The sequence below is a fragment of the Jeotgalibacillus proteolyticus genome (genome assembly GCF_050107735.1).
GTDB classification, from domain to species: Bacteria; Bacillota; Bacilli; order Bacillales; family Jeotgalibacillaceae; genus Jeotgalibacillus; species Jeotgalibacillus proteolyticus_A.
Window position 1 is genome coordinate 18466 of record NZ_JBNILO010000005.1, and the last position, 14635, is coordinate 33100.

Sequence of the window (14635 nt, forward strand, 5' to 3'; positions counted from 1 at the left end):
TACACCCCAAAATGATTGATGCCGCTAAAAATCTGCCTGATAACCATCAGCTGATTTTGATCGGTGACTATTCTTTTTACTCCCCTTTTTCTATCGGCAGCCAGTTTAAGACATCCTGTATCTTTTCATCCCAGTAATCCCAGGCGTGCCCCCGCCCAACGTCCTCTGTATAGACATGTTCAAAGGACGTTTTCGAGCAGGAATGATTAAACCGTTTGTTTTCCTCATATAGGTGATCATCCTCACCGCAGCATTGAAAGAGCATTGGTTTCGGCCCGGATTCCTGGTTTCTTTTTTCCAGCAAATAGAAAAGATCTTCGTATGTTTCAGCAATTTGTTTGTTTCCAAATATTAAGTGGTAATCATGATAAGGCTTTCCAGAACGGCTTTTGAACCCGGCAATATCCATAACTCCTGACAGACTGGCAGCAGCTGAAAATCGGTCCGGGTGGCTCAGTGCCAGTTTAAACGCTCCATATCCGCCCATTGAAAGACCGGCTGTGAAGGTATCTTCCCTTCTGTCTGAAAGAGGGAAGAAGGAACGGGCAACATCTGGAAGCTCTTCGCTTATAAAGGTCCAGTACCGCTGACCATGTTCCATATCCGTATAGAAGCTGCGGTGAACCTGCGGCATAACCACCGCGATTCCCATTTCAGATACATACCGCTCAATGGAAGTTCTGCGAATCCATGCGGAATCGTCGTCAGACAGCCCATGTAAAAGAAACAGCACTGGATAAAGCCCCTTTGCCTTTTTTCCGGTCATCCCTATTTGGTTGGTCGTTTCCTGTGGAAGAATTACCTTCATCGAAGTATTGATTCCGAGCGCTTCAGAAAAGAAATTACAATCAATCAGTGCCATAAAAAAACTCCCTTCTTTTTCCTATACTCTTAGTTTATCTTAACCTTGAGCGGAAATGTAAGAGAGTCCTAGTGTTATAGTTAAAAAATTGTAAACTGATTAGGAATAATGACGATGTCTGCCGGTTTGGGGCGCTTTTTCACGCAGCTCTGCCTTCTTTAATTTTCTTGAACGGATCCAGTGATCAATGGCCCCGCTTCCTGAGACTACCCCTGCTACGATAAATAAAAAGCCGAGAAGCTGTTCAATATACAAATCCTCATTTAAAAGGATCGCCGCCCCTGCGATGGAAAACAGCAAATTCAAATTCGTGAAGACAGCTGACTCACTCGGTCCTATTAAACGGATGGCATTATTATAAATCATATGCCCTAAACAAGTAGCGAAAATAGCGGATGCGAAGAACAGGGCGTATTGGTACCCCTCTCCCTGAAGCAGAGAAGCAAAGCCTCCAGGTTCTGTTGCGAAGCTGATTCCCATCAGGATCACAGAGCCAGTCATCATCATCCAGCCAGTCAAAAGCAGCACGCTCATGGAAGTAGAAGTCTTTTTAATCAGCACAAAGGAAATTGCCTGAGTCAGTCCAGCCATAAAAATAAATAAATCTCCAGCTGCGACGCGAAAAGCCCCCTGGCTGCCAGCCATCACAACGAGCGCCACACCTGCAAAGCCAATGATTATACCAATGAGCTTCAACGGTGTAAGCCTAGCCTTTAAGAAAATCATCGCCGCAATGGCAGTTAAAATTGGTATTAATCCAAGAATGAGTCCAGCATTAACGGCTGATGTAAGAGTCAGACCAATTGATAAAAAATAGTGATGTCCAACGACATTAAACAACCCTACTCCCGTGATTACCCCAAATTCCCGAAGCGTTGGCATCCTCCATTTTTTCATAAAAGCCAAAATCAAAAGCACGCCGCTTCCGGCAGTTAAAATCCGGATGGAGGTCATGGCAATCGGATCAAAGGATTGAACGAGGATCTTTAAAGCCACTACATTCAAGCCCCACACCACCATAAGCCCTGTAAGCCATATATATACATTAGAAGCCTTCATTTCTTCACACCTGATTTCTTTCGTTTTGCGAATAGAATTAATTTCTACATCCTACCATGTTTTGTTCCCCTTGTGTGAATAAAAGAAAACATAACTAAAAGAGCTTAGGACAAAAGTGTCTCAAGCTCTACGACCGGTTCACTGCACTTCAGGCGGACGCTTTCTCAGAGACGGCGCTGAGCTTTTTCAGGGCGTTGCCCTGTAAAGTCTCAGCTTGCCGTAATATCCTGCAGTCGCCACCTTCCGCTCCGCTCACCTACTACTACCAATAAATAGTTTCTTGTTTTGTAAACTTTTTTGAGGTTTGTCCCAGCCTCCTGTTTTGCAGGTATTACATCTTCCTTCTTTTACTCAACGTCTCTCGTAATGTTTTTGACAGGGCTTCAACAGAAAGGATTTCTTCTACTTCTTCTGCTGAGGCCTTTTTATTCCATTTCACCCGGTTTACCTCGGCAACGGTGACGCGTTTTTCGTCCTGACTGATCAGGATCAGTTCATCACCCGGAGACACCCATCCCTCTTCGAGCACCCTGAACATAAAGCCTGTATAGCCTGACTTCTGCATTCTTGCCACCAGATCAGGGATATTATATTTTGCTGCAAGCTTATAGCACGGCTGCCTTGGCTCTGTTACCTGCAGGCGGGCTTCCCCCAGGGCGAAGATATCACCGATATGCGTGTTCTCCTCAGTCAGGCCGATTGTCGACAAGTTTTCTCCAAACAATGCCTCAGTCTCTAAAAACCCGAGGAGATCCTTCCAATAACCATAATATTCGTAAGGATACTGGCATATGGCTTTTTCTGTGCCGCCATGATCCTTGTAGGCCTGCTCATCCTCTTCTATCCCTAATTTATGCACCCAAACCCGACGATTCACCGGGCGCTTCCGTATCGCTGAATCAAAGGTTTTGCTGCCGAATGTCAGTGTTTCAGTCTTTCCCGCATTTAGGGAATGTACTTGGTAAACTGTGCCCTCCATCGATTTCCTCCAACTAACCAGTATTTGTTTACAGCCGTATGTCTCGCAGGCTCTCCCAGCCGTAAGCCGTTTCGTTATAGCCTTTGCCTTCTATCTCCAATACCTGATGAGACATTGGAGTGCCGCCAAGCTTTTGATAAAACGCACAATAAGGATTCTCATCAAATGCCCACACATAAATTCCCCCGTCTCCCGTCAAGGCAAGTTGTTCAATGATCTTTGAAACGAGCATTTGACCTATTCCTTGGTTTTGATGCGGTTTTAATAGATAAATAGCCATAATCTCGTAGGGGTGATGAGGAAAATCTGATTCTCTTGATTCTCCTGCAATCGCAAAACCTATAATCTCGTTATCGATCTCAGCGACCCATGTACAGGCCCTTTCATCATCAAAATCTTTTTCCCATTTTTCCGCCAGCCGTTTCTCAGACATTCCATCAAGAAATTTTTGATCAATCAGCCCTTTATACGTCGATTGCCACCCTTGTACCCTCACCCTGCTGATTTTTAATGCATCTTCGCGCGCAGCCTTTCGAATCATTACGAAAACCTCCCGTTAAAGCGTAATCCTCACATTTCTGCCAGCTTTTTTTGTTTTTTAAAATTGAGCTTAAAACGGTCCTATTTGTCTCGTATAATTCCTTCACTGGATGCAGATAAAACCTCTTTTCCATTTTGATTTGTGTAAACGGAAGTTACAGTAACCAAACTGAACCCCTCTTTTGGGATTACATCGGTTACCAGTAGTTCACACGTAATCGTATCTCCTGAAAAAACTGGACGGAGAAATCTGCTCGTCATTTCTCTTGCTATATAATGCAGATCACCGCCAATTTTTGTGCCAATACTCGCAGTCAGCAAGCCATGCACCATTACTCTTCCATTCTCATCTTTTTTTGTATGATGCTGACCCATATCACCTGTCAGTTCACCGAATCGCCGGATTTCTTTCTCCGTGAAAGTACGCTTCCATGTAAATATATCCCCTTTGTTCACCGGCAAATGCGTTCCCCTCCTGCTATTCTCTTACGTACAGTATAGCTCACCGTACCACAAAAATGAACATCCATTCACTAAGGGTAAAATGATTTAGACGAATAAAATAGGGTACTAGAGTAGTATTGAAAATCAGATTAGGAGTGGATAATTGTGGATCGATATTCTTTACTGATTGACGGAAAAGAAACAGGACAGGATTTACCTGTGATTGAAATCACGAATCCTGCAACTGAGAAAGTCTTTGCCACCGTTCCCCAAGGCGGAAAACAGGAGGCAAGAAGCGCTGTAGATGCCGCTCATGCTGCATTTCTTCCCTGGTCTAAGCGGACAGCGTATGAACGAAGTGAACTGCTGCTAAAATGGGCTGCGCTGATTGATGATGAGACACAGGCACTTGGAAGAATCATGACGCTCGAACAAGGAAAACCGCTGAAGGAAGCGGAGGGAGAAATTGCTTACGCCAACAGCTTTATTAAATGGTTTGCAGAAGAAGGCAAGCGGGTGTACGGAGAAATGATCCCGGCATCCCAGGAAAATAAGCGGATCTTCGTACACAAACAGCCCGTCGGTGTTACGGCTGTCATCACACCATGGAACTTTCCTGCTGCGATGATTACCCGTAAAGTGGGACCGGCACTTGCTTCCGGCTGCACAGTTGTCATCAAGCCGGCAAGTTCGACACCGCTTACTGCAATCAAGCTCGTTCAGCTCGCTGAACAAGCAGGTATACCAAAGGGCGTCATCAATCTTGTCACAGGAAAATCCTCTGAAATCAGCGAAGAATGGCTTCAGGACAAAAGAGTCAGCAAAATCACATTCACCGGCTCAACTGAAGTAGGCAAAACCTTAATGAAGGGCGCTGCTGATACAGTCAAAAAACTTTCACTTGAGCTTGGCGGTCATGCCCCAGCCATTGTCATGGAAGACAGCGACCTTGATAAGGCGGCAGACGGAGTAATCGCCACTAAATTCCGAAACGCCGGTCAAACCTGCGTATGTGCCAACCGCATTTATGTTCATGAATCCATCGCAAAAGAATTTACCGAAAAGTTCACCCAAAAAGTAAATAAACTCAAACTTGGCAATGGACTTGAGGAAGGCGTGGATCTGGGTCCATTAATCAACCAGGACGCAGTGGATAAAGTGAATGAACATATTAAAGATGCAAAAGAAAAGGGAGCAAACGTAGAGCTTGGCGGATCCGTTCGGGAAGGCTTATATTTTGAACCGACCGTATTATCAGGCGTTACAGACGATATGCTCTGCATGAACGAAGAAACATTTGGTCCGTTAGCACCGATCACCACTTTTTCATCGGAGGAAGAAGTGATTCAACGGGCAAACGACACGATTTACGGACTAGCCGCATACGTATTCACAGAAAATATTGCAGCCGGCATCCGCATCTCTGAAGCACTCGAATATGGCATCGTCGGCTTAAACGACGGACTCCCATCCGCAGCCCAGGCACCGTTCGGCGGATTCAAGCAAAGCGGACTCGGCCGCGAAGGCGGACACGAAGGCATCGACGAATACTTGGAAACAAAATATATTTCACTTGGACTTTAATAAGATGAAAAGCCGCCGTATCCTCCATCTCTATGGAATCTACGGCGGCTTTTTTGATTCTGGTGCTTACGCAGAAAAACTTTTTCTACATTGTATTTAATAAGTAAAGTAACAATAGAATAGGTTCATTGCAGCGGAGGCCGGGGACTCCTGCGTGATGCAGCGGGAAGGGTGAGACCAGGCAGATGCGACAGCATCAACGGGGCTCACCTCCCGCCACGCGGAAAGCCTCCGGCCGGAGCGGAAATGAACCGGTCCCCTTCCCTCTTACAAAAAATAATTGCTTGTGTAAAGAGCAATCGGCAGCTGTGGAGCATTGTGTTTACAGGTGAAATCACCAAAGAATAGGTTCATTGCAGCGGAGGCCGGGGACTCCTGCGTGATGCAGCGGGAAGGGTGAGACACGGCAGATGCGGCAGCATCAACGGGGCTCACCTCCCGCCACGCGGAAAGCCTCCGGACGCAGCGGAAATGAACCGGTCTTCTTCCCTTTTTAAAATACATTGCTTGCAAAAAAACAGTAGACAGCTGTTCTCTATTATAAGTACAAGTGAAATGACAAAAGAATAGGTTCATTGCAGCGGAGGCCGGGACTCCAGCGTGAAAAAGCGGGAAGGGTGAGACCAGGCAGATGCCAAAGCATCAAAGGGGCTCACCTCCCGCCACGCGGAAAGCCTCCGGCCGGAGCGGAAATGGACCGGTCCTATTTTAAGTACCTCTTCCCGACTTCAGCATAGGATACTAATAAAGCCGGGAAAGGACTGATTAGCATGTATTATAATCCATATGGTTACTATAACAATGATCCATACCAGACAATCCGATATGATTCTTACCACTCCAACGCTGGAGATCATTGGTACCGATTACCCGACTACGGACCCGCCCCGTACGTTGTAAACATTAACGAAGCCACACTGCAAAATAATGCTTTTCGCTCCGCTTTATGGACTGGAAATCATTTGCAGCTGACACTCATGAGTCTTAACCCAGGAGAAGACATCGGTTTAGAAATGCACCCAAACGTAGACCAGTTCCTGCGTGTTGAGCAGGGCAACGGCGTGATTCAAATGGGAACCACCAACCAATCAGTTGAATTCCAAAGCAATGTGATGGACGATTCCGCTATTTTTATCCCCGCGGGAACCTGGCACAATCTAATTAATACAGGAAGTACACCTTTGAAGCTCTACTCTATTTACGCTCCGCCTAATCATCCATTTGGAACGGTTCACACTACAAAAGCAGATGCCTTGGCTGCTGAAGAATAGTTAGATTTATTCCAATGTAAAAAAGCCTTCCATAATGGAGGCTTTTTTGCTTTTACTATTCAGGACTGGACATCATGATAATTCTTTAGTCATAAATAAGCTGTTAGGATCCTCTTTATACCCGTTGAACGGCGGACAAAATGTAAACCCAAAACGTAAATAAAGCTGCCTTGCGGGTTCAAACGCTCCCATTGATCCGGTTTCCAGGCTAATACGCTTATAGCCGCGGCGGCGCGATTCATCTATTGCATGCTCAAGAAGCCTTCTTGCCACGCCTTTTCTTAAATGGGCTTTTACCGTTCTCATCGATTTAATTTCACCATGCTGAGCGTCAATCTCTTTTAATGCTCCGCAACCGAGCAGTTCCTCTTCTTCCCACGCACTCCAAAACGTGATATCCGATTTTTTCAGCTCTTCAAGACCAAGTGCATGCTTGCTTTCCGGCGGAGAATGCTCCAGCATCCCTGACAGATGCTCTCTGATCAGTTCTTTTATTTTTGTCCCTGAGAGATCGTCTAAATGGATTTCCATACCTTTCATCCCCTCTCCGCTAATTCCTCATTCAACTCATGATACGCATTAGATCTTTATAATTTCCTACCTTTTTCATGTCGCTCTTTTGAGGCTGCCGTTGATTTTTCAAGCGAGAGATATTCATCCGTTTTATGAACAGAAAGTTCATGTTCGCATGCAAAGATGTAAACAGCTTGAATGCCAGCATCCGAAAAACGGACGAGTCGAATTGAAAACCCCTTTTGCAATCCAATGACCACGCCTTTAGATGTCCAGCCGAAACGGCAAAACAGCATTCTTTTTATCTTCTCCGGAGGAAGCGAGAGTTGATAAATAGACTTAGAGAACAACTGGATCGAATAGTGCAGGGCTCCCGTTTCCACTTTAATCTCAAAACGGAGAAAACCCAGCAGTAAAATTCCGCTTAAAACAACGATGTAGATCCACAACACCGGCCCTGCCTGATTTTGCATCATATAGGGCAGCGGCAAAACTGCGAAAAAGAAAATGAGAGCAAACGCCCATTTTTGCGGTTTGGCAGTGTAGGTGATGTGCCTCTCGCCCATTTACTGATCACCCGGTTCAAGCAGCCCCATGGTCAAACACATTTCGATGGACAGCTTTTTAGTGGATTTAGTAAAGCGGATTTCAAGACCCTCGTCAACAAATCCCAGGATTTCTCCCCGCCCGAAGACCCGGTGCTTGACGTTCCTGCCAACTTCCAGCTCTGAAACTCTTGTAAGGGCATTCGGATTTTTTGGGACTGGCCGTGCATGGATGGATGCTTCTTCTTTTTCTTCCGGCGGGTTGATGATGTGATTCACATTTAATAGGAATAGAGAAGGTTTCGTGGCCTTGCCGTTGCGGATGCGGTAAGACAGGAGCTCCAGGTGCTCCTGGGCTCTTGTCATTCCCACATAGAACAGTCGTGCCGCTTCTTCCATTGGCTCCTTATTCCCCTCATCGCTTTCTTTTTGATCGCTTTTAGAAGGAATCACATCCGCAATCAAATCCATCATATAAACGTTCTTAAATTCCAATCCTTTAGAGCTGTGCAGGGTGGAGAGGGTTACTGCGTTTTGATTTTTATTGAACTTTGATGTTTTCAGCAGAGATTCCAAATGCTTTAAACGGGCAGCGAAGCCTTTCATTGTTTCTTCTTTTCGCGCAATTTCTTCAAGCGTCATAAGTATATCTTTCAGATGATCCATTGAAAAACCCAATCGCTCGCTCATTTTCTCAAGCGCTTTGTCATAGCCTGCGCGCTCCCGGATCAGCTTAATCACAGGATAAGGTGCCTCATCCTTCATTAAATGAAAGGTCTGTTTTAATGCTTTCACCTGTTTAATTTGATAATCCTTTAATGGAACATGCTGAATCAGCTTGTCCCAGACGGAATCCTGAGAAGGCACGCCTTTTAGCTGTTGAACCTGCTGCTTTGTAATATAGCCCTTGCACTTTGAGTGAAACTGCTCAAAAATATCGATTCGTTTATCGTTAAACGTGAGCCGCATAAAATTCAGGATATCTTCCACTACCCAGTGAGAAAAAAATCGCTGATCTGAATCTTTCATGTAAAAGGGGATATCCGCGCGGTCAAGTTCATTCATCAGTAGAATGGCTGAACTATTCGTCCGGTACAGCACCGCCGCCTCCTTGTAATTCGTTAATGCAGCAAGCTCCCGTCCAATATAGCGGGACTGGTCCTCATAATCCGGGAACACTTTGATGCTGATTTTATCTCCTTCCGTATTTTGAGTGAACATATTTTTATCATATCGGTTTTTGTTTCGTTTAATAAACCGGTTAGCAGGCTCGACAATTTGAGGAGTGGAACGGTAATTTTGCTCCATCATCAAAACGGCTGCGTCCGGATATACCTTTTTAAAATCCAGTAAATATTGCGGTTCGGCAGCCCGCCATGTATAAATCGACTGGTCGTCGTCTGCTACAACGCATAAATTCCCATGTTGCTTAGCAAGCTTTTCAATAATGGCATGCTGCACAAGAGAGGTATCCTGGCTTTCATCTGTCAGAAGGTACTCGTATTTTTGCTGATACTTTTTCAATAAACGTCGATTCGAGGCAAGTGCTTCATTTGCAAACGTCAGCATGTCATCATAATCAAGCAGGAGATGCTTTTTATTCTGCGCTTTTGTTTCTTCATATTGCTGAAAAATTCTTTCTGCCTGCGGGACTTCACACGGAATGGTTGACCACTTTTCTTTGGGCAGCAGCTTGTTTTTTATAAAGCTGATATAGCTCGAAAGTTCCTCCAGCTGATCGTCTGTTATCGTTTCCCCGTTCAGCTTTTGAAAAAGTGTACGGAGGAGCATCTTTTTGTTGGCAGCCGGATTGGCAGGATCAAAATTCCCTTCAATTAGCTGGTATTCTATGCCATGCTCCCGGCAATGCTCCCGCACCACGGAAAATGCCAGTGAGTGGATCGTGGAAAAATCAACCGGCTCAAGCTCAGGGAAAAACCGTGCAAACCTGCTTTTCATATCTTCAGCTGATGCCTTGCTGAAGGTGACTCCTTTAATGCGGTCCGGTGAAACGCCTTTAACCTCAATTAAGTAGCCAATGCGCATAATTATGGTGGTCGTTTTACCCGAGCCGGGTGAAGCCAGTAAAAGCAGCGCCCCTTCCGTATGCAGCACAGCTCTTTTTTGAACCTCATTAAGGGAAACCTTCAGCTCCTTACGTTTTCTTAGAAAAAATTCTTCTGCACTCATTTTCAAACTCCTGACACGTTAATTTATCGATGATTTGATTGTATCATTTTGAAGAAGTTTTGTGGAAAGGTCATGGCAGAGGCAAACTCACTCCATAAAAAAGACGCCCAGAAATGATCTATTCCGGACGCCTTTTATGCTGCTCCTACCCAAAAACACTTTTCTCAATTTGCTTCATTTCATAAAAGTAGCCTTGCTTAGCCATGAGATCATTAAAAGATCCGGCTTCTACAACTTCCCCTTTTTCCATCACAATAATCTGATCCATTTTTTCAAGACCCGTGAGACGATGACTCACAAGAACGAGTGTATCATCAGCAGCCTGCTTGAATAAACGCTCGTACAGAACCTGCTCAGTCAGGGCATCAATCGAGGAAGTGGGTTCGTCTAAGATCCACAGCCGCTGCCCTTTCAGCATCGCACGGGCAATCGCAAGACGCTGTTTTTCACCGCCGGAAAGATTTTCACCGCGCTCAAGAACTTCACTGTTGAGATCAAAATGAGACAGTTCAACTTGATAAAGAGCATGTTTAAACTCTTCATCTGAAAAGCCGGTTCCAGCAAGCTCAAGGTTCTCCCGGATGGTGCCATAAAAAAAATGATTATCCTGCAGGACGACATTTGATTTGGACCAAATATCCTCATCGTTTACATGCTTAATGGAATGTCCGCCCAGCTGCAGATCACCTTCGCTTGCTTGAAGCACTTTTAACATGAGCATCAGCACCGTTGATTTCCCTGAACCGCTTGGACCCACAATCGCCGTTTTTGAACCTTCAGGAAGATAAAAACTCACGTTACGTACTGCTTGTTGCTCTTCACCTTCAAATTGATAGGAAAGCTCATCAAAACGAACAGACAGCGCTTGTGATTCGGGCAGTGAAGTGATGGGCTCTAAAGTGCCTGCTGGCTCTTCTTTCACCACCGAATACAGCCGGTTTGAAGCCGTTCTGCTTTCTTCCAGGTTCCCAGGCAAAGCTGCCATAGGAGTTGCATTTTCAAAAACAGTAAGAGAAATCATTACCAGCATCGCTAAAAACAGCCCGTCAAACTGGCCTTCTGTTACCAGATAGGCACCAAGCGCCAGCACCACCCATGAAATCATCAGGGAGACCGCTGTATTAACTGACTGGTTAAATATCAATTGAACCCCTTCGCGCTCCTGTTCCTGAATATAATTCTGAGAAGAAGCTTTCAGCAGATTTTCTTTTTCATCTAATCGCTGATACAATTTCAGCTCCCGGAAGCCGTATAAAAGCTCCGTCACTTCTGTCGAAAGCTCCCCTCGCTGTTCACGCACACGTGAGTCGATTTTGCGCTGGCTAAAAGCAAAATAGGCTGGCACAACCAGAGCCGTTAAAATTAGGCCAATGACTAAAACGAGCGCAATATACACCGAGAAAAACATCGTAAAAGCAATGGTACTTAAAAAAACAATAACGAGTACAATAGGCGGATAATACACACGCAGAAAGAAATTTTGCAGACTTTCCACGTCTCCTACAATCCGCGCCAATAAATCTCCGCTCCGGTATTTTTGATAAATGCCTGGTGCAAGAGGTTCAAGCTTTTCAAAAAAATTCACTCTTAAATTACTCAAAATTGAAAACGTAGCTCTATGAGAATAAAGGCGCTCTCCATAGCGGCTGACTGCACGTGCAAGACCGAACATTTTTAAAAGTGCAATCATAACCGTCAGTGCGTATAGAGGTGGAACCAGGGCCGCCTTCGATATCAGATATCCACTTGATGCAAATAAACCGACGGCCGTAATGCCCGCCAAAAACCCAAATAAAATGGACATAAAAATGTCTTTTCTTTCACGCCCTACTTCTTTCAAAACAATGGACAGGTCCTTCATGCTGAATTCCCTCCCTGCTGCAGTGACACCATGCTGCGATAATCAGTTTCTTCATTCATCAATTCTTCGTGAGTGCCGGCACCTTTCAGTTCACCATTTTCAAGGAATAAAATAAGATCCGCATCCTGAATGGTGTGCAGCCTGTGTGCGACCGTAATGACTGTGGATTCTTTAGAAAGCTCTTTAATCGATGCCTGCAGAATTTGTTCAGTCTTTAAATCAAGTCCGGTAGTTGGTTCATCAAATAAAATAATGGACGGGTTTTTTAGAAATGCTCTAGCAATGGCCAGACGCTGTTTTTCCCCGCCGGATAATCCTCGTCCGCCTTCTCCAACTGGCGTATCATAGCCCTGGGAAAGAGATGAAACCATTTCTGAAATCCCTGCTTTTTGTGCAGCCTCTATAATGTCTTCACGTGCTGCCTGCCTGCCACCGCCTATAGCAATATTTTGGGCAATGGTGCCTGAAAACACATATGGTTTCTGTGATATATAGCTGACTTCATCAAACCATGCTTCCTCGGAATAATGGGATAAAGGGTGACCTTCAACTTCAATGCTCCCTTTTGACGGCGCGACAAGTCCGGCAAGCAAATGAAGCAAAGTAGATTTACCTGCACCGGAGCGTCCCACAACTGCTACTTTCATATAAGGCTTGATCTCAGCAGATACACCGGTTAGCTCAAAGCCTTTGTCACCATATTTAAAGCCTGCTTCTTTAAGGCGTATAACAGGAGGATGGGAAACATCAAGCTGTCTTTCCCCCCACGCCACTGGCTGGTCGTCCTTTTCAAGTTCATCTATAATTTTTTTTGCAGCCCCCATGCTGCCTCTTCCGGTATGAAAAGCGCTGCCCAGCTCTTTAATCGCTAAATAAAATTCTGGAGCCAGAACCAGCAGGAAGAATGCAGTGAAAAAAGTGACACTTTCAAACACTACAAGCCGAAGACCAAGTTCAAGTGCAATCAGCCCGATGCTCAGCATAGAAATATACTCGAGCATTAAGGAAGAAATAAACGCGACCTTCAGCACGTCCATTGTCGCATCTCTGAAGCCGTAGCTGCTTTCGCGTATCGCGTCCTTCTGCTTAGCAGACCGGCCAAATAATTTCAGTGTAGTCAACCCCTGAAGCGTATCCAAAAAGCGACCCGAAAAAGCAGCCATCTTATCCAACTGTTCTTCTGATTTCTTTTGCGTTTTAATGCCGATGATAATAAAAAACAGCGGAATAAAAGGTGCTGTTATAATCATCAGAAGACCGGTGTAAAGATGCTGGCTGAATGCAATAATCAGGATCATCAGGGGTATGATGGACGTTTGAATCACCTGGGGAATGTAGCGGCTGAAATAGCTGTCAATCTCATCCACTGCATCCATCATGACACTTACCTTTTGACCCGACTGTCCCTGAAGCGAAGCCTGCACCGGGTTTTTTGAAAACTTATCAAGCAGCCTCCTGCGAAAATCCTGCTTCACTTTTGATGCCATACGGACTCCTGCCCGTCCGCTGGCAAAAGTAAGTCCAGCCCGCAGGAGCAAGGCAAGTGCCAGCCAGCCCAGAATAGGGACAATCGATTCAAACGGCTGTCCCTGAAGAAAAACACGATCTACAGCAAGCACGATTAAATACGCCTGCGCAATAATGCTCAAACCGGTTAAAATAGCTGTGACCACTAAAAAAATCTGTGTGCCTTTATATTGTTTAAGATAAGGATTTAAAACATTCATGTGAGAGATTCTCCTATCAGCAAGCAATATACGTTCATGAAATTACTTTGTGAATTTTTTCACATATATTTTATTTTTATTATACCTAATTATAAGAGTATTTTCATCTTTAAGGGGCTGGGATATGTGAAAACGAGAAAATTCTGTGTCAAAGCACAAAATTGCGGGAGATACGGAGGAAAATCGCAGAAGTATGTGCGGAGGATATTGCTAATATACACTTAATAGTTTTAGCTTTATTACTTAAATTTGTCAGTGAATCCTTCGAAGCACATACGAAGAGGATATTGAAAAACGGCAAGGAATGAACCGGACTGCTCCAAACAGAAAACGAAGACCCGTCCAGGATTACCCGCACAGGCTCATCTCTGTTTCCACAGAAATCATTCGCCTGCTGGGCAGTAAAACGGCTTTAAATGGCCAGAAAAGATAGGCGCTTAACAGCTTTGCTTCTCCTCTGTTACTTAAACCAGCCCTTTTCCTTAAAACGGGAAATGGCTTCAATACGGTTGCTTACCTCTAATTTATCCAGGATTACCGAAATATAATTGCGCACGGTACCGTTTGTGATAAAAAGTTCGCTCGCAATTTCTTTGGTGTTTTTGCCTTCTGCAATGAGTTCAATAACCTGCTTTTCACGCTCGGTCAAGGGGTTTACATCTGCAAAAGCCATATCTACAAGCTCAGGCGCATAAATACGGCGGCCTTCCATAATGGTGCGGATTGAATTGGCTAATTCATCGCTCGGTCCGTCTTTTAACAAATAGCCGCTGACCCCTGCATTTCGGGCACGCTCAAAATAACCTGATCTTGCAAAGGTCGTCAGGATGATGATTTTACAAGGATGGTCCTTTAGTTCAAGCGCTGCATCGAGCCCGCTCATCAATGGCATCTCAATATCCATAATACACACATCGGGATTCTCCTGCTTAACCAGCTCCAGCGCTTCTTCTCCATTTTTAGCTTTTCCGACAATCTCCATATCTTCTTCCAAATCAAGAAGGGACCCCAATGCACCAAGCAGCATTCCCTGGTCCTCAGCTAATACAATCCGGATCAT

The 14635-nt window shown here is 44.9% G+C and carries 13 protein-coding genes; 2 read left to right on the plus strand and 11 right to left on the minus strand.

From position 1 onward, the window contains the following. Nucleotides 1-76: 76 nt before the first annotated feature. From ACQCT8_RS09170 to ACQCT8_RS09190, 5 genes are all read right to left on the minus strand, one after another. Nucleotides 77-862, minus strand: a complete 786-nt coding sequence (locus ACQCT8_RS09170) for an alpha/beta hydrolase (protein WP_426870364.1) — start codon at nt 860-862, stop codon at nt 77-79. Between the two features lie 99 nt (nt 863-961). Beyond that, nucleotides 962-1921, minus strand: a complete 960-nt coding sequence (locus tag ACQCT8_RS09175) for a DMT family transporter (protein WP_426870366.1) — start codon at nt 1919-1921, stop codon at nt 962-964. 331 nt (nt 1922-2252) lie between these two features. Further along, a complete protein-coding gene (locus ACQCT8_RS09180) occupies nt 2253-2900 on the minus strand; it encodes an MOSC domain-containing protein (protein ID WP_426870368.1) in 648 nt (215 codons plus the stop codon). Nucleotides 2901-2928: 28 nt separating this feature from the next. Next, nucleotides 2929-3441: an N-acetyltransferase family protein gene (locus ACQCT8_RS09185; protein ID WP_426870370.1), complete on the minus strand. Its 513-nt coding sequence runs from the start codon at nt 3439-3441 to the stop codon at nt 2929-2931. Nucleotides 3442-3521: 80 nt separating this feature from the next. Continuing rightward, the gene (locus ACQCT8_RS09190; protein WP_426870372.1) at nt 3522-3902 is read right to left on the minus strand and encodes an FAS1-like dehydratase domain-containing protein; all 381 of its coding nucleotides are present in this window, start codon (nt 3900-3902) and stop codon (nt 3522-3524) included. Between the two features lie 147 nt (nt 3903-4049). Between ACQCT8_RS09190 and ACQCT8_RS09195 the strand changes: the two genes are divergently transcribed. Next, nucleotides 4050-5468 carry an NAD-dependent succinate-semialdehyde dehydrogenase gene (locus ACQCT8_RS09195; RefSeq protein WP_426870374.1) on the plus strand — a complete coding sequence of 473 codons (1419 nt, stop codon included), beginning with the start codon at nt 4050-4052 and terminating at the stop codon, nt 5466-5468. A 770-nt stretch (nt 5469-6238) separates the two neighbouring features. Next, the gene (locus ACQCT8_RS09200) at nt 6239-6739 is read left to right on the plus strand and encodes a cupin domain-containing protein (RefSeq protein WP_426870376.1); all 501 of its coding nucleotides are present in this window, start codon (nt 6239-6241) and stop codon (nt 6737-6739) included. 72 nt (nt 6740-6811) lie between these two features. Here ACQCT8_RS09200 and ACQCT8_RS09205 read toward each other — a convergent pair whose 3' ends face one another. The 6 genes from ACQCT8_RS09205 to ACQCT8_RS09230 all read right to left on the minus strand — a co-directional run bounded on the left by ACQCT8_RS09205 (nt 6812) and on the right by ACQCT8_RS09230 (nt 14635). After that, nucleotides 6812-7270 (minus strand): GNAT family N-acetyltransferase, encoded by a 459-nt coding sequence (locus ACQCT8_RS09205; RefSeq protein ID WP_426870378.1) that lies wholly within the window; start codon nt 7268-7270, stop codon nt 6812-6814. A 56-nt stretch (nt 7271-7326) separates the two neighbouring features. Then, on the minus strand, nt 7327-7818 hold the full coding sequence (locus tag ACQCT8_RS09210) for a hypothetical protein (protein WP_426870380.1): 492 nt from the start codon (nt 7816-7818) through the stop codon (nt 7327-7329). Then, nucleotides 7819-9987 carry an ATP-dependent helicase gene (locus ACQCT8_RS09215; RefSeq protein WP_426870382.1) on the minus strand — a complete coding sequence of 723 codons (2169 nt, stop codon included), beginning with the start codon at nt 9985-9987 and terminating at the stop codon, nt 7819-7821. A 145-nt stretch (nt 9988-10132) separates the two neighbouring features. Further along, nucleotides 10133-11848, minus strand: coding sequence for a thiol reductant ABC exporter subunit CydC (gene cydC, locus ACQCT8_RS09220; protein ID WP_426870384.1), 1716 nt, complete (start codon nt 11846-11848; stop codon nt 10133-10135). Beyond that, complete coding sequence (gene cydD, locus ACQCT8_RS09225; RefSeq protein WP_426870386.1) at nt 11845-13575, minus strand: thiol reductant ABC exporter subunit CydD; 1731 nt, start codon at nt 13573-13575, stop codon at nt 11845-11847. Before cydD ends, cydC begins: the two co-directional genes overlap by 4 nt. A gap of 460 nt (nt 13576-14035) precedes the next feature. Then, entirely contained in the window at nt 14036-14635 is a 600-nt protein-coding gene (locus tag ACQCT8_RS09230; RefSeq protein WP_426870388.1) for a response regulator, read from the minus strand.

Bases quoted from the DNA above. Each gene is read 5' to 3' on its own strand.
- ACQCT8_RS09180 (WP_426870368.1), bottom strand. From the start codon at position 2,900: ATGGAGGGCACAGTTTACCAAGTACATTCCCTAAATGCGGGAAAGACT.
- cydD (WP_426870386.1), bottom strand. From the start codon at position 13,575: ATGAATGTTTTAAATCCTTATCTTAAACAATATAAAGGCACACAGATT.
- ACQCT8_RS09230 (WP_426870388.1), bottom strand. From the start codon at position 14,635: ATGATCCGGATTGTATTAGCTGAGGACCAGGGAATGCTGCTTGGTGCA.
- ACQCT8_RS09185 (WP_426870370.1), bottom strand. From the start codon at position 3,441: ATGATTCGAAAGGCTGCGCGCGAAGATGCATTAAAAATCAGCAGGGTG.
- ACQCT8_RS09170 (WP_426870364.1), bottom strand. From the start codon at position 862: ATGGCACTGATTGATTGTAATTTCTTTTCTGAAGCGCTCGGAATCAAT.
- ACQCT8_RS09215 (WP_426870382.1), bottom strand. From the start codon at position 9,987: ATGAGTGCAGAAGAATTTTTTCTAAGAAAACGTAAGGAGCTGAAGGTT.
- ACQCT8_RS09210 (WP_426870380.1), bottom strand. From the start codon at position 7,818: ATGGGCGAGAGGCACATCACCTACACTGCCAAACCGCAAAAATGGGCG.
- ACQCT8_RS09200 (WP_426870376.1), top strand. From the start codon at position 6,239: ATGTATTATAATCCATATGGTTACTATAACAATGATCCATACCAGACA.
- ACQCT8_RS09205 (WP_426870378.1), bottom strand. From the start codon at position 7,270: ATGGAAATCCATTTAGACGATCTCTCAGGGACAAAAATAAAAGAACTG.
- ACQCT8_RS09175 (WP_426870366.1), bottom strand. From the start codon at position 1,921: ATGAAGGCTTCTAATGTATATATATGGCTTACAGGGCTTATGGTGGTG.
- cydC (WP_426870384.1), bottom strand. From the start codon at position 11,848: ATGAAGGACCTGTCCATTGTTTTGAAAGAAGTAGGGCGTGAAAGAAAA.